The sequence below is a fragment of the Paucilactobacillus nenjiangensis genome, assembly GCF_008632615.1.
GTDB lineage: Bacteria > Bacillota > Bacilli > Lactobacillales > Lactobacillaceae > Paucilactobacillus > Paucilactobacillus nenjiangensis.
This window is the reverse complement of the sequence record NZ_CP043939.1, coordinates 1617879-1641759: the sequence shown is the minus strand read 5'-3', so window position 1 is coordinate 1641759 and position 23881 is coordinate 1617879. Positions and strand designations below refer to the sequence as shown.

The 23881-nt window shown below is 37.9% G+C and carries 24 protein-coding genes and 1 other annotated feature; of the genes, 18 read left to right on the top strand and 6 right to left on the bottom strand.

From position 1 onward, the window contains the following. The first annotated feature begins 21 nt into the window (after positions 1-21). The 12 genes from mreB to F0161_RS08410 all read left to right on the top strand — a co-directional run bounded on the left by mreB (position 22) and on the right by F0161_RS08410 (position 10818). Positions 22-999, top strand: coding sequence for a rod shape-determining protein (gene mreB / locus F0161_RS08465; RefSeq protein WP_137602270.1), 978 nt, complete (start codon positions 22-24; stop codon positions 997-999). Positions 1000-1008: 9 nt separating this feature from the next. Further along, positions 1009-1251: a membrane protein insertion efficiency factor YidD gene (yidD, locus tag F0161_RS08460; RefSeq protein WP_137602271.1), complete on the top strand. Its 243-nt coding sequence runs from the start codon at positions 1009-1011 to the stop codon at positions 1249-1251. Between the two features lie 8 nt (positions 1252-1259). Beyond that, complete coding sequence (locus F0161_RS08455; RefSeq protein WP_137602272.1) at positions 1260-1481, top strand: DUF2969 domain-containing protein; 222 nt, start codon at positions 1260-1262, stop codon at positions 1479-1481. A 26-nt stretch (positions 1482-1507) separates the two neighbouring features. After that, on the top strand, positions 1508-2707 hold the full coding sequence (locus F0161_RS08450) for an FtsW/RodA/SpoVE family cell cycle protein (protein WP_137602273.1): 1200 nt from the start codon (positions 1508-1510) through the stop codon (positions 2705-2707). A gap of 18 nt (positions 2708-2725) precedes the next feature. Further along, entirely contained in the window at positions 2726-3031 is a 306-nt protein-coding gene (locus F0161_RS08445; protein ID WP_137602274.1) for a glycine cleavage system protein H, read from the top strand. Positions 3032-3418: 387 nt separating this feature from the next. Beyond that, positions 3419-4459, top strand: a complete 1041-nt coding sequence (locus F0161_RS08440) for a methionine ABC transporter ATP-binding protein (RefSeq protein ID WP_137602275.1) — start codon at positions 3419-3421, stop codon at positions 4457-4459. A gap of 49 nt (positions 4460-4508) precedes the next feature. Then, positions 4509-5138 carry a methionine ABC transporter permease gene (locus F0161_RS08435; protein WP_174795645.1) on the top strand — a complete coding sequence of 210 codons (630 nt, stop codon included), beginning with the start codon at positions 4509-4511 and terminating at the stop codon, positions 5136-5138. Between the two features lie 24 nt (positions 5139-5162). Then, on the top strand, positions 5163-5984 hold the full coding sequence (locus tag F0161_RS08430) for a MetQ/NlpA family ABC transporter substrate-binding protein (RefSeq protein ID WP_150204301.1): 822 nt from the start codon (positions 5163-5165) through the stop codon (positions 5982-5984). Between the two features lie 251 nt (positions 5985-6235). After that, positions 6236-7207 (top strand): DUF2785 domain-containing protein, encoded by a 972-nt coding sequence (locus tag F0161_RS08425; protein WP_150204300.1) that lies wholly within the window; start codon positions 6236-6238, stop codon positions 7205-7207. 102 nt (positions 7208-7309) lie between these two features. After that, positions 7310-8461, top strand: a complete 1152-nt coding sequence (locus F0161_RS08420; RefSeq protein WP_137602279.1) for a D-alanine--D-alanine ligase family protein — start codon at positions 7310-7312, stop codon at positions 8459-8461. 60 nt (positions 8462-8521) lie between these two features. After that, a complete protein-coding gene (locus F0161_RS08415; protein ID WP_150204299.1) occupies positions 8522-9952 on the top strand; it encodes a glycerophosphodiester phosphodiesterase family protein in 1431 nt (476 codons plus the stop codon). Between the two features lie 17 nt (positions 9953-9969). Beyond that, on the top strand, positions 9970-10818 hold the full coding sequence (locus F0161_RS08410; RefSeq protein ID WP_150204298.1) for a helix-turn-helix transcriptional regulator: 849 nt from the start codon (positions 9970-9972) through the stop codon (positions 10816-10818). Positions 10819-10858: 40 nt separating this feature from the next. Here the strand turns inward: F0161_RS08410 and F0161_RS08405 are convergent, their stop codons facing one another. From F0161_RS08405 to F0161_RS08390, 4 genes are all read right to left on the bottom strand, one after another. Continuing rightward, positions 10859-11335: a universal stress protein gene (locus F0161_RS08405; protein WP_150204297.1), complete on the bottom strand. Its 477-nt coding sequence runs from the start codon at positions 11333-11335 to the stop codon at positions 10859-10861. Between the two features lie 71 nt (positions 11336-11406). Then, entirely contained in the window at positions 11407-11691 is a 285-nt protein-coding gene (locus F0161_RS08400; protein WP_150204296.1) for a hypothetical protein, read from the bottom strand. 291 nt (positions 11692-11982) lie between these two features. Then, a complete protein-coding gene (locus F0161_RS08395; protein WP_137601598.1) occupies positions 11983-13239 on the bottom strand; it encodes a replication-associated recombination protein A in 1257 nt (418 codons plus the stop codon). A 36-nt stretch (positions 13240-13275) separates the two neighbouring features. Further along, complete coding sequence (locus F0161_RS08390; protein WP_150204295.1) at positions 13276-13731, bottom strand: YueI family protein; 456 nt, start codon at positions 13729-13731, stop codon at positions 13276-13278. Positions 13732-13805: 74 nt separating this feature from the next. Between F0161_RS08390 and F0161_RS08385 the strand changes: the two genes are divergently transcribed. Then, a complete protein-coding gene (locus F0161_RS08385) occupies positions 13806-14402 on the top strand; it encodes a DUF1054 family protein (RefSeq protein WP_137601568.1) in 597 nt (198 codons plus the stop codon). A gap of 59 nt (positions 14403-14461) precedes the next feature. Here the strand turns inward: F0161_RS08385 and rpsD are convergent, their stop codons facing one another. Beyond that, on the bottom strand, positions 14462-15070 hold the full coding sequence (rpsD, locus tag F0161_RS08380) for a 30S ribosomal protein S4 (protein WP_137601569.1): 609 nt from the start codon (positions 15068-15070) through the stop codon (positions 14462-14464). Between the two features lie 196 nt (positions 15071-15266). Further along, complete coding sequence (locus F0161_RS08375; protein WP_137601570.1) at positions 15267-15722, bottom strand: GAF domain-containing protein; 456 nt, start codon at positions 15720-15722, stop codon at positions 15267-15269. Positions 15723-15868: 146 nt separating this feature from the next. On the opposite strand from F0161_RS08375, the gene ezrA reads away from it, so the two are divergent. The 5 genes from ezrA to F0161_RS08350 all read left to right on the top strand — a co-directional run bounded on the left by ezrA (position 15869) and on the right by F0161_RS08350 (position 23815). Further along, entirely contained in the window at positions 15869-17563 is a 1695-nt protein-coding gene (ezrA, locus tag F0161_RS08370; protein ID WP_150204294.1) for a septation ring formation regulator EzrA, read from the top strand. A gap of 277 nt (positions 17564-17840) precedes the next feature. Next, complete coding sequence (locus tag F0161_RS08365) at positions 17841-18989, top strand: cysteine desulfurase family protein (RefSeq protein WP_150204293.1); 1149 nt, start codon at positions 17841-17843, stop codon at positions 18987-18989. 15 nt (positions 18990-19004) lie between these two features. Next, positions 19005-20225, top strand: a complete 1221-nt coding sequence (gene thiI, locus F0161_RS08360) for a tRNA uracil 4-sulfurtransferase ThiI (protein ID WP_137601573.1) — start codon at positions 19005-19007, stop codon at positions 20223-20225. A 138-nt stretch (positions 20226-20363) separates the two neighbouring features. Beyond that, positions 20364-20858, top strand: a complete 495-nt coding sequence (locus F0161_RS08355; RefSeq protein ID WP_137601574.1) for a peroxiredoxin — start codon at positions 20364-20366, stop codon at positions 20856-20858. Between the two features lie 39 nt (positions 20859-20897). Continuing rightward, positions 20898-21104: a binding site (T-box leader), on the top strand. A gap of 53 nt (positions 21105-21157) precedes the next feature. Continuing rightward, positions 21158-23815 (top strand): valine--tRNA ligase, encoded by a 2658-nt coding sequence (locus F0161_RS08350; protein ID WP_137601575.1) that lies wholly within the window; start codon positions 21158-21160, stop codon positions 23813-23815. Positions 23816-23881 lie beyond the last annotated feature (66 nt).

Here is a 23881-nt window from a genome sequence, read left to right as displayed (position 1 = left end):
CGAAGGGAGCAACAAGTAAACATGGCAAAAGATATCGGAATTGATTTAGGGACCGCCAATGTATTAATTTATGTTCAGGGAAAGGGAATTGTATTAAACGAGCCTTCTGTAGTGGCAATTGATACAAAGACTAATAAAGTGTTGGCAGTTGGATCCGAAGCCTATCGTATGGTCGGTAGAACACCAAGTAATATCCGGGCAATTCGTCCGTTGAAGGATGGAGTAATTTCTGATTTTGATGTTGCTCAAGAGATGTTGTCATATTTTATTGATAAACTCAATGTAAAAGGATTTATGTCAAAGCCTAACATTATGATTTGTGCACCAACTAATATCACTGAAATTGAAAGAAAAGCAATTATGCAGGCCGCCGAACAATCTGGTGGTGGTAAAGTATTTCTTGAATACGAACCAAAAGTAGCAGCCATTGGTGCTGGTTTAGATATTTTCCGTCCTACCGGTAGTATGGTTATTGATATGGGTGGTGGAACTAGTGATATTGCCGTGCTTTCGCTTGGCGATATTGTGTCTAGCCGGTCATTGAAGATTGCTGGAGATAAGATGAACAGCGATATCGTCAGTTATATCAAGAATAACCATGGTCTTGTGATTGGTGAACATGCTGCTGAAAGCATTAAAATGAAAATTGGTACTGCTACAAAGGCAGAAAATCCTGAAAAGATGGAAGTTCGTGGTCGTGATACAGTTAGTGGAATGCCACGTTCAATCGAAATTGATGAAAATGAAGTTGAAGAAGCTTTGCATGAAACTTTGATGCAAATTGTTAACGGTGCAATTGAAGTCCTAGAAACTGTACCGCCTGAATTAGCTTCTGATATTATTGACCGTGGAGTAATGCTCACTGGTGGAACTTCATTATTGAAGAATATTGATTCATTATTTAGTGGCTTTTTGAAGGTGCCTGTATTAGTATCTGAAAGTCCCTTAGATAACGTAGCGCAAGGCGCTGGCGCATTGCTTGAAAGAATGCAAAAATAGGATAAATTAATGACGAAACTCATTGTACAAATTGTTAAGTGGTATCAGAAAAGTATTTCCGCATTTCGACCTGCAACTTGTAGGTATACTCCGACTTGCTCGAATTACATGCTTGAGGCTGTGGAAAAATTTGGAATGCGCGGAGTTCTAATGGGGGTGGCACGAGTTTTAAGGTGTCACCCATTTGTACGCGGTGGGTTTGATCCAGTACCTGACCACTTTAGTTTACGTCGAAATAAAAATTGTAAGTAGGTGACAATTTGTCAAAGAAAGATAAAAATATTGAGGTAGCAATTGAAGAAACAACCAAAAATGGCAATCAAGTACAACAAGTATTGATTGGTAAAAACGTGGTTGGTGAGATTGAAAACCAAGAAAATAAGTACACAGCAATTCTAACTGATGGTGAAGAATTTAATGTTCATTCGTTCGATGAGGGAATCGAAGTTGTGTTACAACAATACCATCTACATCAAGGTTAATTCTCATTCATTGAAGGAGTTCTCAAATGCAACGAAAATCAGAAAGAACAGAAGGAAATTCACGGATTGACTATGGAATTATTTTTTGTGTGCTAGTTTTGGCCCTAATTGGGCTAGCATCTATTTACGTTGCCGCCAACTATGATAAAACCTCGACTAGTGTGATGCATTATGTAGTAATGCAATTAGCTTGGTACGTGATTGGATCAATTGCAATCGTGATTATTATGCAATTTGACTCGGAACAATTATGGAAAATTGCCCCATTTATATTTGGAATAGGAATGTTCCTGATGTACGCAATTCTCATTTTCTACAGTCGTTCGTATTTTGCAAGTACTGGAGCGAAAAGCTGGTTTGCGATTGGATCAATCACATTCCAGCCGTCTGAGGTGATGAAGCCGGCCTACATTTTAATGATGGGCCGGGTCATCACTGTGCATAACAATACTCATCCCACACACACCATTAGATCTGATTTCGAGTTAATTGGTAAAATGGTACTGTGGTTATTACCAATCGTCATTTCTTTGCATTTACAAAATGATTTTGGGACGACATTAGTCTTTGCTGCAATTTTTGCAGGCATGCTGTTAGTCTCAGGTATTTCGTGGAAGATAATCATCCCAGGAGTCATCAGTGTGGCTACCATTGGAATTACCGCATTATCGCTAGTTGCTACTACATTTGGACGCACAATTCTTGAGCACGTCGGATTCCAGGCATATCAATTCTCTCGGGTTGATACATGGTTGCATCCTTCGCAAGATACTTCAAATAACGGTTATCAATTATGGCAAAGTATTAAAGCAGTTGGCTCTGGTCAAATCATGGGAACTGGATTTAATACGTCAAAAGTATATGTACCTGTCCGTGAGTCAGATATGATTTTTTCCGTGATTGGTGAAAATTTTGGTTTTATCGGTGGAATTTTACTGATATTGCTATATTTACTCTTGATATATCAAATGATTAGAGTAACATTTGATACGAAAAATGAATTTTACGCTTACATTGCTACAGGGGTTGTCATGATGATTTTATTCCATGTGTTTGAAAACATTGGAATGAGCATCGGATTGCTGCCTTTGACCGGTATTCCATTGCCGTTCATTAGTGCTGGTGGATCTTCATTAATCGGGAATTTGATTGGAGTAGGGATGATAATGTCAATGAGATTTCATGATCATTCGTACATGTTCAGCAATAAAGATCAATTTAGATAGGGAAAGGGAGTTAGTATTTTGAGTGAAGCCAGTAAGTATTTTTGGGTAAAGAAACAAGCAAATGGTACCAGTCGTGTAGGTCTTAGTGATGGAGCCGTTGATGAATTAGGCGCAATCAGTTTCATCGACTTACCTGAAGTTAACGCAACATTAAAAGCTGATGGTGAATTCATCTCAGTTGAAGCAGAAAAAGCAGTGACTGATATTCCTAGTCCAATTGCCGGAACTATCGCAGCTGTTAATCCTAAGCTAGAAAATGATTTGAGTGACCTAAACTCAACTCAAGCTGACTTACGTTGGATTGCTGAAGTCAAAGAAGTTTAATTAATTAGGTTATGTCTTGACAGTTTGAATGAATGTTAAGTATAATTACTGCATTGTTAATTATTAAAAATTAATTTGAAAAGATGAGTACGTTTTTAACTTGATACACAGAGAGCTCCCTTAAGTGAAAAGGAGTAATGAAGTAAAGCGGAAGATGGTCTTCGAATATTAATTTACAAATAAGTCATCGGTAGATAATGAATTTGTGATGGTGGTGCCCATTAACGCACATGAGTAGTAATACTCATTGAGTCAGTAGCTGCGAAGTTACTGAGAAGTTAGGTGGTATCACGCAAAGCAAATCAAGCTTTCCGTCCTATTAAACAATTATGTTTAATAGTGAATGGAAAGCTTTTTTTTACCAATTTTATAGGAGGTGATGTCTAGGTGATTGAATTTAAAGATGTTTCGAAAACATTCGATGCAAAAGTTGGAACCGTCCATGCAGTGAAGGATGTAAACTTAGTAATTCCAGATGGTAAAATATACGGAATTGTTGGTTACTCTGGTGCCGGTAAAAGTACAATTATTCGGATGTTGAATGGTCTTGAATCACCGACAACTGGTTCAGTAACTGTAAATGGTTCTGAAATTAGTGCACTTAAAGGAAAAGAATTAAGAGATCAACGGTTAAAAATTGGCATGATTTTCCAACATTTTAACTTGTTATGGTCACGAACTGTGTTGGAAAATATCGAATTTCCATTGGAAATCGCCAAAGTTCCTAAGGCGCAGCGGAAAGAAAAGGCAATGAAACTGGTTGAACTGGTTGGCTTGAGTGGTCGTGAGAATGCCTATCCATCAGAATTATCAGGTGGACAAAAACAGCGGGTCGGGATTGCGAGAGCATTGTCCAATGATCCAGAAATCTTACTATCTGATGAAGCTACTAGCGCACTTGATCCACAAACAACCGATGAAGTTTTAGATTTGTTGCTAGATATTAATAAGCAACTCAATTTAACCGTTGTAGTGATTACTCATGAGATGCACGTGATTCGTAAGATTTGTGATCATGTAGCTGTGCTTGATTCAGGTGAAATCGTCGAACAAGGACCAGTGCTTGATGTCTTCAAGAATCCACAGCAAACAATTACTAAGCGGTTTGTGAACCAAGAAACTGATTCGGGCAGCGCAGGTGATACCAATACAGCGGTTGAAGAGCTTCTGAAAAAATATCCACAAGGGAAAATTGTTAAATTGACCTTTCATGGTGAACAGGCTTCACTGCCAATTGTTTCCGAAACACTTCGCCAATTTGATGATGTTGACTTAAACATTATTGAAGGAAATATTCATCAAACTCAAGATGGCGCCCTTGGATCATTGTACATTCAATTGTTGAGTGATAATCAGCAGAGTATCGACGGTACGTTATCGTATCTTCAAACTTTGCGAGTTGAAACCGAGGTGATTGAACGTGGTTGATACAGGAATTGGTTCATATTTTAAGTTTAGTAATGTTGATTGGCCTTCAATGGGCATCGCTACCTGGGAAACTGTTTGGATGACAGTTGTGTCAATAATTGTCGTTGCCATTCTTGGTTTTCTCCTAGGATTGCTGTTATTCGAAACTACTAACAGTGACGCATTTTTAATCAAAGCATTAAATTGGATTGTTTCAGCATTTGTCAATATTTTCCGTTCAATCCCATTTATCATCTTGATTGTATTATTACTACCAGCAACACAAATTATCATGGGTACGATTATTGGTGCTAAGGCTGCTTTGCCATCATTGATTATTTCAGCTGCTCCGTTCTATGCTCGCTTGGTCGAAATTGCATTTCACGAAATTGACCATGGAGTGTTAGAAGCATCTGAGGCAATGGGAGCTACAAAAGCACAAATTATTTTTAAAGTTTTACTACCTGAAAGTTTACCAGCTTTAGTTTCAGGGATTACCGTTACCGCAATTTCATTAATTGGTTATACAGCCATGGCTGGTGCCATTGGTGCTGGTGGATTAGGGAATACTGCCTACTTAGACGGGTTCCAAGCAAATAACAATGCTGTAACTCTTACAGCCACGGTCATTATCGTGATTATTGTTTTTGCTTTCCAATTGATTGGTGATTTTGCAGTGAAACGCATTGATAAAAGATAAAACAAACTTTGGAGGAAATAGCATATGAAAAAATGGATTGCAGGTTTTGCCAGCATTATTGCTGTCGCATTATTATTAGTCGGTTGTGGAAAATCAACCAAGGAAACTACTTTAACAGTTGGAGCATCTAATGTACCTCATGCCCAAATTTTGAAACACGTGAAGCCACAATTGAAAAAAGAAGGAATAAACTTAAAAGTCAAAGTATTCCAAGATTACGTTTTACCTAACAAGAGCTTGGCAAATAAGAGCTTGGATGCGAACTACTTCCAACACACACCTTTCTTGAATAACTGGAACAAGAAGAATAATGGTACTTTGGTTAGTGCCGGTAAAGTTCATCTTGAACCAATCGGTGTTTACTCACAAAAATATAAGAGTTTGAAGGATCTTCCTGATGGAGCAACCATTCTTGTAAGTAACAACGTTGCTGATTATGGTCGTGTGCTGACTATCCTTAAGGATGCTGGTTTAATTACAATCAAGTCAGGTACTGATATTACGACTGCTACTTTTGATGATATCGCTACAAATAGTAAGAATCTTAAATTTAAGACTGATCTTGAACCTAAATTAATGCCTAAATTCTATCAACAAAAAGAAGGCGATGCAGTTGTCATCAATGCCAATTATGCTGAACAAGCTGGAATTAACCCAACTAAGAAAGCTATTGCCCTTGAAAAGAACTCATCACCATATGCTAATATCGTGGCCGTTCGTAAAGGCGACACTGATAAACCAGCAATCAAGAAGTTGATGAAAGCACTCCAATCAAAGAGTACTCAACAATGGATTCAAAAAGAATATAAGGGCGCAGTTGTCCCTGTTTATCCTAACGGAAAATAAAATTTCTGTAACTTAGAATCATATTTTGAGATCACAAATCACTATTGACGTTGACCCACATGGGTTTATGTTGATAGTGTTTTTTTGGTTGTCATCATTAATGAACGTTTTTACTAATCAGTGGTATCATGAGAGCTTAAAATGAAAACTTTAAATAACGACTGATTTGAGCCGGATGGATAATTTCCCAGCTATTCAATTGTTATGATAGTATTAATGTATAAATGTAGACGATGGGGGAATGAATCGGTATGACACAAATTGATACAGTAAAAAAACAATTAACCGAACTACGCAAAAAAGTGAATGATGGGAAAATCTATCAATCCTTGGGAACTGAAGTAGGGACAATCATTGATAATGTAAAAAAAGTTCGATTAACAAAAGTTAATTTGGCTACGGATGACGATGAATTTTTAGATACATTAAATGGACTACGTGAACAAAATCATGAACAACAGTTAACCGACATTTCTGATGAAGATTTGGTGTTAATGCTCAGTCATATTGGCTCAACTAATCCCAATGTCCGCGACAAAGGGGTCTATTTCTTTTTCAGTGAATTGCTGGAATTCCAAGTACTTTCAAAAGAACAACTCTCGCTGTCTTTTAACTACTTATCTCAAGACGAAGTGATGTTTGCACATATTTTAGAACCAAAAAATAACGCAATTTTTAAACGGTCGTTTAGCTTATTATTGCTGTCGACAGTGTTGTATGGCGATCAAGCCGGATACTTCTTCTTAGATAGCGATCGCTTAAATGATTTTGTCATTCAATTTGCTACTTATATGGTTTTGGAAACTGATACACGTGGCTTTATCAAGTCTAATGGGTGGGCACATGCTTTCACCCATATTGGGAACGTGATTGATGAACTATGTAAACGAGATGATTTATCACGAGCAGACAAGTTATTTTTAATGACCGTCCTAATTGAACGATACAAGCGCTTGGATACTCCAGTTATTTTTGGCGAGCCACAACGAATTGTCGCATTCTTATCGTCTCTAGCGAATAAAAATGAACTTTACAGTAATTACCTATTACTCCAGTTAAAATCGTGGAGAAGCTATTTAATGACCAAATTTCAACCACAAACAGAGTCGGATTGGAATTTAATCTTTAATCACGGTCGCTTAATGCAAACTATTTTAGTTCGAGATGATTTTCCTGAAGAAATAATGAAATATGTGGCCACTGGAGAAAACTTCTTCTCATAAAATTATTAAAGATTTATTAGAGTTTATGCCAAATTACGACAAATAATATTTTTCATGATACACTTAAGGTTCTATAAAACGACAGAATAGGTGTGAAAAATTATGCAAAACGGAAATAAGTTACACATTGCTTTGCTGTTTGGCGGTAACTCGTCTGAACATGATGTTTCAAAACGTTCAGCACACAATATATACGATGCCATGGACAAAAATAAATACGACGTTAGTCTATTTATGTTCACCAAAGATGGTATCTTGTTGGGACACGAAGCATCAAAGAAAATCTTTGATGGGGTTCCTGAAGACGATATTATTGCTGAGGAGTATCCTAAGATTGATATGTCAGATCCATTGGCACCAATCAAAGCTTTTCAAGAAGTAAAGGATATCGATTTATTTTATCCGGTTATCCATGGTAATTTGGGTGAAGATGGTACGATCCAAGGATTGTTCAAGTTGCTCCGTAAGCCTTACATTGGCTCTGGTGTGATGGCGTCAGCTGTCTCATTTGATAAGGACATGACTAAACGGATTTTGAATCAAGCCGGTGTTCGCAATACGAAGTACATTTTGGTCACTCCCGAGAATCGGGATACGATGACTTGGGACTATATCAGTGCCAAATTAGGTAACTCAGTTTTCATTAAACCAGCTAATCAAGGTTCTTCAGTTGGTATTCATAAGGCTAACGATGCTGCATCATATAATGAAGGACTCGAAGATGCGCTGCGTTATGATTTTAAGATTTTGATTGAAGAAACAATTGAACAACCTCAAGAAATTGAAATTTCAATTTTGGGTAATGAAATCCCTCGAGCATCTAAATTAGGTGCAGTGCGGGTTCCCGCCAGTGATACCTTCTATGATTATCAAAATAAATTTGTTGATGCTAGTGGGGTTGTTTTTGAACTACCAGTGGTATTGTCAGATAAATTGACCAAGGAAATTACCAAAATGGCGATTGATGCCTTTGTTGCTCTCGGGCTCAAAGGGTTAACTCGGATGGATTTTCTAGTTGATAAGAATGATGTTCCTTATTTGGGTGAACCTAACACATTGCCTGGCTTCACTAACATCAGTTTGTATCCACAAATGTGGGAAGTATCTGGCATTAGCTACTCTGAATTAATCGACCAAATCATTGAATATGGTTTGGCAGAATTTGAACGAAATAATAAAATTCATTATGACTTCCAAGCTTTGGGAGACGAACGGGTAGGTCAGAAAAAATATAATACTGATGTAGTAGATTGAAACTCCAAAACACTTGCAATACAATAGTATTGTAGGTGTTTTTTTAATGGGGGAAATGATTTGAGATGGCGAGAACTGACCAGCATAATCTGGTTGATATTATTAATTAATAGTACGTTGGTATTTTACGACATTTTCTGGGGCGGAATCTTAGCGGCCTTTCTTTTTGAATTACTAATTATTTCAAAGTGGGTCGCCATAAATACGACAATTACTTCCTGGAAAAAGTCGTTCGTAATCATGAGCCTGGCCTGGGCCTTAATGTTGCCTTTAGGCGGGTTAGGGTTATCAGGCTATTTGGCAGCACATTTTCCTTTTCCAGAAACAATTTTAAGAGTTGTTAATTTGCACCGAGTGGCAGTTGTCATTCCGATGGCAATCATTTATTTGGTGCTCGGTTTAATTTGGTGGAAATATCCGCGAATCAAGTCGTTAAACTCGACTAATAATTTTTGGAAACCACTGCTGACTGGCATTTTATTGGGGCTATGTTTGATTGGCTTGTTGGTAATCAACATTAAGATACAATGGCTGTCAGATCTGGTATATGGAGTGAGCGTAATCATTGTGGGGATGCTATTGGTGGCCTCGTTATTGAGTACCGTGATGTATTTTCATTTTAGTGTTGCAAACCAGCCAAAAGAAACTCAGCGTTTTAAATGGTGGCCGGCCTTAACCTTGTTAGTATTGATTGGCACAGTTGTGCTCGGTATTAACTTACCAAATAGTACCAATAATCGCTATCCAACTGTGATTGCTCATCGGGGTGTGGATAATCGAAATGGCGTGCAAAATTCAACACAAAGTTTGAAAAAAACAGGTCAGCAAACCACCTATATTGAAATGGACATTCAGATGAGCGAAGATAATCAATTTGTGCTGTTACATGATCCAAATCTCAAACATTTGGCTGATAAAAAACAGGCGGTTGCGACTGATGATTTTGCTGCTTTACAGAAGGTTAAATTACACGAAAATGGCTATGTAACTAACTTATCTTCTTTTGATCAATATTTTAAAGTTGCCAATCAACAAAAGAACCAGTTAATTATTGAATTGAAGCCAGAAGATATCAATCCACAACAAGTTGCCCGAAGATTCAATCAGCTCTATGGAACGCAGTTAATGCGGTCTAAGTCGATGGTTCATTCAATTGATGGTGAGTTAATTGAAAATCTGAAGTTGGATAATCCTTCTTTGAAAGTAGGTTTAATCCGGCCATTTGTTTTAACTAAGTTGCCAACGAATGGCATCTCGTTTTATTCGCTGGATTCTCGTACAATTAATCGAACAATCGTCAATCAAGCCCATCGGGAAAATAAAAAAGTATATGTCTGGACGGTTGATCAACCGGTCGTAGCTCGAAGGATGGTGGCACTTGGGGTTGATGGTATTATTACAGATCGAAGTAGTTTGATAAAAAAGGTACTTCATGAGAAAATTAATCTTATTAGTGAACAGGCAAAAAATATTATTTGGCAATTAATCTGAGTTAAGGAATTGAAAATATGGAACTTCGCGGATCAAAATTAAAAGAATACCGTCAAAAAAAAGAGATGTCTCAAGCAGACTTAGCGAAGGATATTTGCACACAGGCGACTGTTAGTTTGATGGAAAATAAAAATAAACTACCCGGTATGCCAATCCTTTTTGCTATTTGTGAGAGGTTAGGGATTCAAGTCGAAGATTTAGTGACCGAAGATAATCGAAACTTAGGAGATATTTTTAGTCAAATTAATCAACATTTACTGGAACAAGATTATGAAACGGCCGAACGAGAATTAAATCAAATTAGAATTAAACAAATTAGGACTTCGTTTGATAAACAAAGATATTATTACTTTATTGGTGTGATTCAATTGCAAGTCAGTCAAGATCTGAATGAAGCGATGTTCAACTTTCAGCTCTCAATTCAAGAATTTGCTGAACAAGAAACTAATATGTACAAAGTTCTGACCACTATCGAAATGGGCAAAGTTTATTTAGCCCAAAAAAATGAAAAGCTGGCTGGTCAATTAGCGATTCAAGCTCAAACGATGGTCAAGGATGAACAACTCGGTGGAAGTATTCAACAATATATTTATGTTAATGTCAATTTATCCAAATTAGCTTTGGAGTCAAATCAAATTCTAATTAGTTTAGAAGCTGCCACAGATGCTTTAACAGCATGCCGAGAACATGGTTTATTATTGGCTCTTGATGAAATTTATCTATCTTTAGCTTTAGGGAATCATGCGTTAGGCAAAATAAAAGAAGCGAAGAAGCAAATTATTATTGCTAAAGCGGTTAATGAAGTTCTCCAAAATGATCGATTAACACAGCAAATTAGTCAAGAAAACACAAAATTGGGTAAATAAAAAATCGAATGAAATTTCATTCGATTTTTTTAATTACTTTTTATTTTTTCTTTGGAAAGGGTTTGTTCTCTAAATCTGTTCTAACAACTAGGACGTCACAGATGGCATTCCTAGTAACGAATTCAGTAACTGATCCAATCAATAGTCTTTCAACCGCATTCAAACCAGTTGCACCAATCATGATTAAATCGGCTTTCATTTCGGTTGGAATGTCTTTCGCGATGATGGTTTTTGGAGCACCATATTCAATAGTGTAACTGACATTTTGTAGACCCGCAGCTTTGGCATCTTCAATATATTTATCCAATGTCTTTTTAGCGGTTTCAGTTACTTGTTCAACCATTGAAGTATCAAAACTTGAGATATTTTGGAAAGCTCTGGTATCCACGACGTGTACCAGTCGTAACTCGGTACCTTCACCGTTTCTCATTGCGACTGCAACAGCCTTTTGGAAAGCCAATTCGGCTTCCTTTGAACCATCAACTGGGACTAAAATACGTTCGTATTGTTGTAACATATGCCATTCCCCCTTATTTATCTATATATTCATTGTAGTTGAACAATAGCGAAAAGGCAAAGAAAACGTTATTATTTTTTATATAAAAATCTGGTCATTGTCATTAACATGAAAGTTCCAGAAAAACTGCCAATAGTGAGAATGATAATTGTCCAGACTTCGTTACCAGTAATTGCCACGGCAACGCAGACAATAGCAACTAATAAAAATTCGGCCCCCCAAAAGGTCATCATTGTTTTGAGCCCTGGTTGTTGAGTTGGATCAAAGTACATGAATTGCTTATTTCTATGACTTAATAGATAACTTCCTAGAAAAAGTAAGATTAATGCGAAAATAATTGTCAGTATGGCAATCAATGTTCAGCCTCCAAAATAAAAAGTCCGAGAACGTCTCGGACTCAGTTTAATTTCTCAATAAAAGGAACTCTAATGGTGCCGTTAACTGTTCGTCAGTGATGACCCTGTATTAATGACAGGTGGGACATGGCAATTAAATCTCTAACTACCAAAAGATAAGGCATGTTATCCAAATAATTTAGCACTAGTCCCAATGTAGTGAGACTGTAAGGCAAAACTGTAAATGAACAACGCGTACACCTGAGAATTCCTTAACTTATTCTAACATGGTGACCAGAGCAGCGCAAATAATTACTGGTTTTTACGTTGTGCATCTAATAGTTGGTGATATCGCTGGCCTAGCGATTGTTCAAAGGTTCCGTTTGCTTTTGGTTCATAGTATGTTGCGTTTTTAATTTTATCTGGTAGGTACTGTTGTTTAACCCAATCATTGGGAAAGTCATGAGGATACTGATAATCAACGCCATGCCCCAATTTATCAGCACCTTTGTAGTGTGCGTCTTTGAGGTGTGCTGGGACATCGCCAAAATTACCACTTCTGATCTGAGCAATGGCCTTATCAATGGCCATCATTCCAGAATTTGATTTTGGTGATATACATAATTCGATTACAGCATCGGCTAGTGGAATTCGAGCTTCTGGAAACCCTAGCTTTTCGGCAGCCGTCACGGCTTCAATGGTTCTCGCTGCGGCAGGCAGGTTGGCCATGCCAATATCTTCGTATGCAATCACCATTAAGCGACGTGTGATAATTGGTAAGTCTCCAGACTCGATTAATCTTGCCAAATAGTGGAGGGCCGCATTGACGTCGCTACCACGAATTGATTTTTGCAATGCTGAAATTACATCGTAATGGGCATCGCCATTTTTGTCGGCGGATAGGGCCTTATGCTGAACGCTTTCTTCAATAATTGGTAAAGTTAGGGTGATTAACCCGTTTTTATCTGGTGTGGTAGATTTCGCGGCAAGTTCTAGGCCATTTAAAGAGCTACGTAAATCTCCATTTGTGGCACGAACCAATTGAAGTAAGGCGTTATCTTCCAATTTTATGTTCATGTTGCCAAGGCCATTTTCTTTATCGGTTAGAGCTCGTTGTACGGCCAGTTCCATTTCATCTTCGGACAGTGGAAATACTTGGAAGATTTGAGTTCGACTGCGAATGGCAGGGCTGATGGAAATATAAGGATTTTCAGTGGTAGCCCCGATGAGAATGATTTTGCCGCTTTCTAGATGTGGTAATAAGAAATCCTGTTTAGTTTTGTCTAAGCGATGGATTTCATCTAGGAGAAGAATTACGGTACCACTCATTTTGGCTTCTTCGGCTACAATTTGTAAATCTTTCTTTGAATCGGTAGCAGCATTTAACATTCGAAATGCATACTTGGTTGAGCCGGCAATGGCACTAGCGATACTGGTTTTCCCAGTACCAGGAGGACCATATAAGATCATTGACGATAGCATTTTGGCTGTTACCATTCGATTAATTATTTTGCCTTCACCAACTAAGTGTTGTTGACCGACAACTTCACTTAAATTGGTGGGACGCATACGATAAGCTAATGGCTGCACAGAATTTTACCTCTTTTATTTAAATAATTTTTTCCAAAATGATTGTTTGGGTGTATCCACGTCAGGTTCAGTGGCAACTGGATATTTGGATGTGATGTCAACAGGAGAGATGTGAATTGCCTGTTTGTTCGCAACTACAATCGCAAAGTTATCTGGCTCTGTTCGAAATTCAGGGTTAGTTTTCATCGTAAAATTAATCCCTGATTTAGAGGCAATCATGATATATGGATTAATTTTTTCTTGTGGTAAATTACCATTAATAAAAATGATTTGAACATAATCTTGTGCCAGTTCTTGGCTAAATTCATTGGTCCAATCACGTGAACTTAATTCTTTAACGGAGATTGTTAATCCCACTCGTTCACGGAAAGTACCCAGATATTTTCTCTGCTCATCTGGGTTGACCTTGGGAGTTCCATAAATTGCATTTTGCAGATGTTCATCTTCAGGAATCGGATTATTGCTTGACATAACTTATGCTCCTTTCATTTTAGTCATATCTATTATACCATGATGTAAATTGATTAAATGAAACGAGTGATATTATGTATGATGAATCAGATTTTATTATTTTCGAAGATTTAACCTTACAAGGTAGACTAGGTAAAATTAGAGAATTTATTGATCCAAAATTTGAAAAAACTGGAGAACAATTACATGATTATTTTTCAAAGCAAGGTCTCCAAGTGTATCAACATGTCGCCAAGCATGCGAGAAGAACTGTAAATCCACCGGTCGATACTTGGATTGCTTTTGGCCCCAACAAACGTGGTTACAAAAAAGATCCTCATTTTGAACTGGGCTTTTGGGATGATCGAATGTTTTTGAAACTTTGCCTGTTGTCAGAATCCAAAGCAAATCCTTTTAATGCTAAATATTTGCAAGATTCAGAAGCCGCAATTCAGCAATTAAATGATAAATATGGAGTCAGTGGCGACCATACTACAAAAGGCATGCAACTGCTGGAGAATACAAGTAACTACATTGACAGATATTCCAAAGTTAAATCCGCTGAATTTATGGTTGGAATTGAATGGCCTCGTCATGACGGTTTCTTTAGTAATGAGGATCAATTTGATATCATTCAGGCTACAATCGCTGATTTGATTAATATTTATCAAATTTGGGTGATACGAGACTAATAGGGTAGAAAAAAAGCTGATTACATAAAATGTAATCAACTTTTTTAAAATCTAATGAATTATAGTTTGTTGTAATATTCAACGATTAATGATTCATCAATTTCTGCGTCCATATCTTGACGTTCTGGGATACGAACTAATGATCCTTCGAGCTTATCAGCATCGAATTCAACATATGAAGGGCGACCAACAACGGCTTCAACAGCAGCTGCAATGATTACCAAGTTCTTTGACTTTTCGCGTACACCAATTACTTGGCCTACGGTAACTTCGTATGAAGGAATATCAACACGTTTGCCATCAACGGTGATATGACCGTGATTAACAAGTTGACGAGCTTGACGACGAGTAGTTGCCAAACCTAAACGATAAACCATGTTGTCTAGACGACGTTCGAGTAAAGCCATAAAGTTAGTACCATGAGTACCTTCTTTGATTTTACCGGCGCGTACAAATAAGTTAGAGAATTGACGTTCAGTCATTCCGTATGTCAAACGCAACTTTTGCTTTTCTTGAAGTTGTAAGCCGTATTCTGACAATTTGCTACGACGATCACGACCGTGATCACCAGGAGCATAAGGACGACGAGCTAATTCTTTACCAGTACCTGAAAGTGAAACACCAAGACGACGAGAAAGACGCCAGCTTGGACCTGTATAACGAGACATATTGTAGTCCTCCAAATATTTTTTGGAGTAAAATAATCCGAACGTAAGCGCGATATTCGTGCAGATTGTTCTGCAGCGTTCACCTTTACAGCTTAGGTTACTTGCTGAACCATGATGGCATCAATCTGTTGACGAGCTTACCCGCATACTGCTGCACTATTTTACACAAACGCCAGTATACCTCAAAATGTAGGTGCTAGTCAATATGTTGTAATAAAACTTTGCCAAAATTAGCAAGTTCTTGTTCATCTGCTGCAGAAAAACGATCGAGTTTAGCTGAATCGATGTCTAAAACACCAATTGGTGATCCATCTTGGGTAAATAATGGAATAACAATTTCTGAATTTGAGTCACTGTCACAAGCGATGTGACCAGGAAATTCATGTACATTAGCCACGCGTTGAATCGATTGGGTTGCTAGTGCGGTCCCACAGACACCGGAACCGTTTTTGATATGCATACAGGCAACTTTTCCTTGGAAGGGTCCCAAATGCAATTCATTGTTATTGGCGTCATAAAGGTAAAATCCGGCCCAATTAACGTCTGCTAATGTCTGAAATAGTAACGCAGAGGCGTTTGACATGTTAGAAATGGTATTAGTTTCTTCAAATAAAAGTGCATCTAATTGCTGATTCAGTAGTGATTCTGTCATAATTTATAACTCCTAATCAATTCTTAATAAAAACGTAGTGTACCATAAATTCGTCTATGTTATAATTTTAAGTAAAATGAATTTTAATAAATTTACTATTAAAATGCAAACTATACGTATCTATTTTTGAGGGTGGGGTAAATTACATGCTGCAAGTCTTAATTGGGTTAATTATTATCGCAGCAATTATCGTCGGTGGCTTATACATATTTCGGAAGACAACGACTAATCGCGTGAACGATATCAAAGCAAAAAAATACAGGTTAGTTGAACTCCATGTTGAGCAGGAATTGCAATCGGGTTTAAAGATGAGCTTAACTGGAGAGTCATTAGAAGAATTTAAACAATTACAAACTAGTTTTGATCAAATTAGAAATGAGCAATTTAAAGCAATTGACGAACTGGCTGATAATATTGCCCGTGAAATTAAGGGTATTAACGTTATTAAGACGCAAAGTGACGTTAAAATGCTGGACAATCTAGTTAATGTGGCCCAACACGATGTGACTCAAACACGTGAAACTCTAAATGATTTCAAAAAAATTGACCAAAAACATCGACAAGCTGTTTCTAAATTGGAAAAGAAATATCAAGAACTAAGAAAACAATTATTGTCACAAAACTTTAAGTTTGGTGACAGTATTGATAATTTGGAGGATGAACTCTCAAAATTAGAGGATGAATTTGATAAATTTAGTACGTTGACGACAAATGGCGATCACGCCTCGGCTAAAGAAATTCTTGCAACTTTGGAAGTTAACACTAATCATTTGGAGTCATTAATCAGTGTTATTCCTGGCCTGTACAAAAAGCTCCAGTCTGATTATGCAGACCAACTAGCAGAACTCAAAGCAGGTTATACTAAACTTGTTGGGGATGATTTCAACTTTAATGATGGCAATATTGAAACTCAAATTGCTAATGTGGAAACACAACGAGTGGCAGTACTGGGTAAGTTGGCAGATCTCGATGTCGATGCAGTTACGAAAGCTGACGAAACGATTGAACGCCAAATTGATCATTTGTATGAGTTGATGCAAACAGAAATTGACGCACGCCCACAGGTGACTGAAATTATGCCACAAGTGTCCAAGTTTATTATTCATGCTCAAAATCAAAATCATGAATTGATGTTGGAACTAGACCGATTGGGTCAAAACTACACGTTAGATCATGGGGAGTTAGAGACTGCCAGAGGATTGGGTGAACAAATCCGCCAACTGGAAAAGGACTATCAAAATGATTTGAATGCAATTGAAGCTAAACAAGCCGTTGATAGTGACATTTTAGCTAGACAACAAGAAGCTTTGGTTCAGTTGGAGCAAATTGAAAAACAACAAACTGAAATTAACGACAGTGTTTCTGGACTACAAAACGATGAACGCCGTGCAAAGGAAACTTTACGACAATTTGCTATTGATATTCATGGCATCAAACGACATATTGAAGGCCTTAATCTACCCGGTCTACCAAAAGCATATTTGGAATATTTCTTTGTTGTCAGTGATGAAATTAAGAAATTAGACTCTGATATTAATAAAATTAAAATTAATATGGAAGATATTACTAAGCAATTATTGATTGTTCAATCTGACTTAGAAACGTTGGAAGAACAAACCAATGACGTTAAAGATAGTGCACAGCTAGCAGAAAGACTACTTCAATATGCAAATCGCTTACGTGAAAATAACGCTGAAGTTGAAGCTGCCGTGCAAAAGGCACAGAAATTGTTTGATGAAGATTACGATTATTCAGCTAGTCTTGAAACAATCGCTACGGTGCTTGATAAGGTTGAACCTGGATCTTATAAGCGCTTAGAAGATAATTATTACGGTAAATAACTCAATCTAAGCTATGACAAATTAGTTAGTTGTCATAGCTTTTTTGTTCACATTTTTTGAGATTAACGGTTTCGATGGTTCTTTGAAACGCAATTTAAAATGAAAATAAATAATTTCTAAGATAAATATCTATTAAATGATTAAAAATTCTGATATACTGTTTCTGTTTTGGATGGAGTCGAATCAGCGCCTAATAGTCTATCCCTGTTAAGCGCACATCCTGCACGGCTGGTACTCATTTGTATGACAGAGTGTTTAACCGAAGAAGGAAGAAATAATGATCTATTTTGATAATAGTGCAACGACACAAGCTCTCCCAGAAGTTGTGTCAACATATGCAAAGGTAAGCGAACAAGTGTGGGGTAATCCATCTAGTTTGCATAAGTTTGGGGAATCAGCCTGGAACTTGCTGGAACAATCCCGTGCGCAAATTGCCAAATTATTAGGGGCCAACCCTGGTGAAATATTGTTTACCAGTGGTGGAACTGAAGGCGACAATTGGGTCGTTAAAGGAACGGCATTTGAAAAACGAGAATTTGGTAAACATTTAATTACCACAACAATTGAACATCCAGCGATTCAAAACTCGATGGAACAATTGGAAGAACTAGGGTTTGATGTGACCTATTTACCAGTTGATGAGCACGGCAGAATTTCAGTTGAAGATTTAAAGGCAGCTATTCGCCCCGATACAATATTAGTTTCTGTGATGGCGGTCAATAATGAGATTGGTTCCGAACAACCATTAGTGGAAGTTGCTGATGTGCTCAAAGACTATCCAAAAATTCACTTTCATATTGATGCGGTACAAGGAATTGGTAAGGGACTGCAAGATGCAATTATGAATGATCGAGTTGATTTTGTGACTTTCTCTGGTCATAAATTCCATGCGCCAAGAGGAACCGGCTTTATATACGCGCGTGCTGGCAGAAAAATCGCTCCATTACTAACTGGTGGTGGTCAAGAGCGCAATTTGCGCAGCGGAACTGAAAATGTTCCTGCAATTGCTGCCATGGCCAAAGCTTTAAGATTACTGTTAGATCATGAACAAGAGGCTGTCGCACGAGAATTAACCATTAAACAAACGATATTGAATCATATTCAAGGACTGCGAAACATCACAATTTTTTCAGAGGACACGGCTAATTTTGCTCCGCATATTCTCTGCTTTGCCATTGAAGGTGTGCGAGGCGAAACGATTGTGCACGCGTTTGAAGAACAAGGAATTTATATTTCAACAACAAGTGCTTGTTCATCCAAAAAGCATCTGGCTTCAAGTACGCTGAAGGCAATGAACGTGGCTGATGATGTGGCAACTAGTGCTGTTCGTGTGAGTTTAGGTGACCAAAACACCTTGGCAGAAGCTGAGGAGTTTAACCGAGTATTTGATCAATTATATGCAGGCTTTGGAAAGATTATGGCTTAAAGGAGGTAACGGTGAATGCAGTATTCAGAAATTATGGTTCGCTATGGCGAATTATCGACGAAGGGGAAAAACCGACAAACTTTTATTGATCGGTTAGGTTCGAACGTGCGTAACGTGTTGCATGAATTTCCCGAAGTGAAAGTGCATGCTAATCGCGATCGGTTGCATGTTGATCTTAATGGTGCCAATAGCGATGAAGTGATGAATCGCTTAAAGCTAGTATTTGGAATTCAAAACTTTTCACCTTCAATTCAAGTCGAACGAACATTTGAAGCGACCGCTGAAATGGCCGTTAAAATGATTCAGGAACAACTGGGTGATGAACCTATGACATTTAAGGTGAATACCCGACGCTCAGATCATGAATTTGAAATTGACACGAATGAAATGAATATGCGCCTTGGTGGGTACTTATTAGAACAATTTGACCAACTATCAGTTGATGTTCACCATCCTGAATTAACTTTGAGAGTTGAAATACGAAATAACGGAATTTTTCTTTCGAGTGAAACAATTCAAGGTATTGGTGGATTACCAGTTGGAACTGGTGGCAAGGGAATGCTAATGCTTTCTGGTGGGATTGATTCACCAGTTGCTGGCTTCCTGGGGATGAAACGTGGTGTCTCGATGGAAATGGTTCATTTCTTTAGTCCACCATATACTAGCCCACAAGCACTCGCTAAGGCCAAAGAATTAACGGGTAAGATGGCTCGGTACAGTGGTTCGATTAAATTTATTGAAGTTCCATTTACTGAGATTCAAGAAACCATTAAGGAAATTGTTCCAGAAGGTTATTTGATGACAGTGCAACGGCGAATGATGCTTCGTTTAACGCAAGCACTCACGTTGAAAAGACATGGGATGGCAATTTTTAACGGTGAATCTTTGGGTCAAGTTGCCTCACAAACAATGGAAAGTATGATGGCCATCAATGATGTGACCACTTTACCAATCTTACGTCCCGTAGTTTCATTAGATAAAAATGAAATCATCAAAATTGCTAAAGATATCGACACTTATGACTTATCTATTCTGCCATTTGAGGATTGTTGTACGATTTTTGCGCCACCAAGTCCAAAAACTCGTCCTAATCTTGAACGGACTAGAATTTACGAACAACGTTTAGATATTGATGGCCTAATGCAACGTTCTCTTGATGGAATCAAAATTTCAGAAGTTAAAGCTGGAGAAGAATTCCTTAACCAAGAAGCAGATGCATTCGCAGAATTACTCTAATCAAAGAAACTCTTAAATTTTATCAGTAAATTTAAGAGTTTTTTTATCAGGATTTTACTTGCAAAAAAGCATTATTTGCGTTAACTTTATAGCAATTCATGATATTGATACTAGTAACATATTAGAGGAGTGAACATAGTGGAAATCAAACGAAATGGTGTTGCTGAACAACTTGTAGGGAATCCACCAGAAGTCGGTGAAGAATTACCACATTTCAAGTTATATAATGCGGATAAACAAAAGGTTAAAACTCGTGATTTACTGGGAAAAGCGACTTTGATTAGTGTCGTACCAGATATTAATACGAGAGTATGTAGTTTACAAACGAAGAAATTTAATCAAACCATGGACCAATATCAAGATGTGCATTTTATAACAGTTTCCATGAATACATTACAAGAACAAGCTGCTTGGTGTGCGGCTGAAGGTGTTGAGAATATGGATATGATGTCCGATTCAGAACAATCTTTTGGCTACGAAATGAAACTATTAGTACCAACAGCAGGCGTCTTAGCTCGATCAATTTATTTAGTTAATGCCGAGGGCGTGATTGTTTATCGTCAAATTGTCGAAGAACAAACCGATGAGCCTAATTATTTGGCAGCAATTAATGCAATGAAGAAATTGCTTTAAGCTATTGACGTCGCAACTATTTTTGACTATGATATTTATCAATAAGCATCGAACAAGAAAGTAAGTGGTCGGGTCGTGTTCAGAAAAAAGGCAATACGATGAGATGTCTTTCACCCCAACTACTGAAGGTAACTTGTGAGCTGATATTCTGAACGTCAGTAAGAATATCCGGAGCATTCCGTTAACATGATAAAGAGGGGGATTTTTCCCCAATTTAGGTGGTACCGCGAGAAATTCGTCCTATTCCAAGGACGGGTTTCTTTTTTTGTAGATGTAAAAAAGAGAGGAGCTCCAACTTTATGACAAAAGAAACTGAAATGTCGACCAAATATGATCCCAAATCAGTTGAAGCTGGTCGTTATGAACAATGGATCAGCCAAGGCTTATTTAAACCAAATGAAGATAAAAATGCACACAAATATTCAATCGTTATTCCGCCTCCCAATGTTACTGGAAAGCTTCATTTAGGCCATGCATGGGATACAACTCTACAAGATATGATTATTCGTCAAAAGCGGATGCAAGGGTTTGATACTCTCTGGTTGCCAGGAATGGACCATGCTGGAATTGCCACACAAGCTAAAGTTGAAGCACGACTTCGTGAACAAGGAATTTCTCGCTATGATTTAGGTCGTGAAAAGTTTGTTCAACAAGTTTGGGACTGGAAAGATGAATATGCTGAAATTATTCACCAACAATGGGCCAAACTTGGCTTGTCATTAGACTATGACCGTGAACGCTTTACGTTAGATGAAGGACTTAACAAAGCCGTTCGCAAGGTCTTTGTTGATTTATATAACAAGGATTTAATTTATCGTGGCGAATATATTATTAACTGGGACCCACAAGCCCGGACAGCTTTATCTGATATTGAAGTTATTCATCAAGATGATGAAGGGGCATTTTACCATGTTAAGTACCCATTCACTGACGGAACGACTTTTAATGGCAAAGATTACATTGAAATTGCGACTACGCGTCCAGAAACTATGTTTGGGGATGTGGCAATTGCTGTCCACCCAAGTGATGAACGCTATAAGGATTTAGTTGGTAAAAAAGTGATTGTTCCGCTTGTTAACCGTGAAGCTGAAATTATAGCCGACGAATATGTTACTCCAGAGTTTGGAACAGGGATGGTTAAAATTACGCCTGCTCATGACCCTAATGATTTTAAAGTGGGTAATCGACACAATTTGGAACGTATCAATACCATGAACGAAGATGCCACGATGAATGCCAACGCCGGTAAGTATGAAGGCATGGATCGCTTTGAAGCTCGGAAAGCAATCGTCAAAGATCTTGAAGACGGTGGATTTATGTTGAGTATTGATCCAATTGTCCATTCGGTTGGCCATTCTGAACGGACTGGGGTTCAAGTTGAAGCACGTTTGTCAACGCAATGGTTTGTTAAGATGGAACCCTTGGCTAAAGCCTCTTTGGATGGCCAAGATGGTGATGATCGTGTTGACTTTGTGCCACCACGTTTCGAAAATACTTTTTCAAGTTGGATGGAAAATATTCACGACTGGGTAATTTCACGTCAATTGTGGTGGGGACATCAAATTCCCGCTTGGTATCATAAACAAACTGGTGAAGTCTACGTTGGCATGGAAGCTCCTGCTGATCCTGAAAACTGGGAACAAGAAACAGACGTTTTGGATACCTGGTTCTCTAGTGCACTCTGGCCATTTTCAACAATGGGTTGGCCTGATACAGATAGCGAAGACTTCAAACGCTATTTCCCCACAGACACCCTAGTTACGGGCTATGATATTATTTTCTTCTGGGTAGCTCGTATGATGTTCCAAAGTAAAGAATTTACTGGACGTCGACCATTTAAAAACGTCTTAATCCATGGCTTAATTCGTGACGAACAAGGTCGTAAGATGAGTAAATCACTTGGAAATGGAATCGACCCAATGGACGTAATTGAAAAGTATGGTGCTGATGCGCTTCGTTGGTTCTTATCTACCGGTTCAACACCAGGCCAAGACGTACGTTTTAGCTATACTAAAATGGATGCCGCTTGGAACTTTATCAACAAGATTTGGAACGCAAGTCGCTATGTTATTATGAATTTGGGCGAGATGGATGTGCCAACCTTGCCAGCTGAATCTGAATGGGACTTAGCGGATCAATTTATTTTAAATCAATTAAATACCACGATTGCTGAAACGACTCGCCTCTTTGATAAGTTTGAATTCGGTGAAGCTGGACGAATTTTGTATAACTTTATTTGGAACGATTTCTGTGATTGGTATATTGAAATGTCCAAAGAAAAATTAAATGGTGGGGATGAACAACAAAAAGCCAATACGCGTAATATTTTAGCTTACGTATTGGATCAAACGTTGAAATTAATGCACCCAATTATGCCGTTTGTGACTGAAAATCTATGGTTGAGTATGCCACACGTTGGCGAATCCCTTGTCAATGCTCCCTATCCTGAAGTAAATGCTAAATTTGAGAATACTCAGGCATCTGAACAAATGAATCATCTGATTGATTTGATCAAAGCAGTCCGTAACATTCGTAATGAAGCCGGAGCACCAATGTCTAGTCCAGTTGATTTGTTGATTAAAGTCGACTCCAAAGATTTAGGTACAGTGTTTGAAAATAACAAAGAATATATCGAACGTTTTTGCCATCCATCAGCCTTAGAGATTGGGACAGATATTGAAGCACCTAAATTGGCGTTAAGCGCAATTATTACCGGTGCTGAAGTATACATTCCAATGGCTGAATTGGTTGATTTAGACGAAGAAAAGGCTAAGCTTGCTAAAGAAATTGATAGTTTAGCTAAAGAAGTTCAACGTTCCGAGAAAAAGCTAGGAAATGAACGATTTGTAGCCAACGCTCCAGAAGCTGTTGTTGCAGAAGAACGTGCTAAACAGACTGAATGGGAACAAAAGCTACAAGCCGCAAAAGATCGACTTTTGAGTCTTGAAAATGCTTAATAATCAATTTAGATTGTTAATGTTACAGAAATAAAATAGAATGGCCGTGAGACAAATTTAATTTTG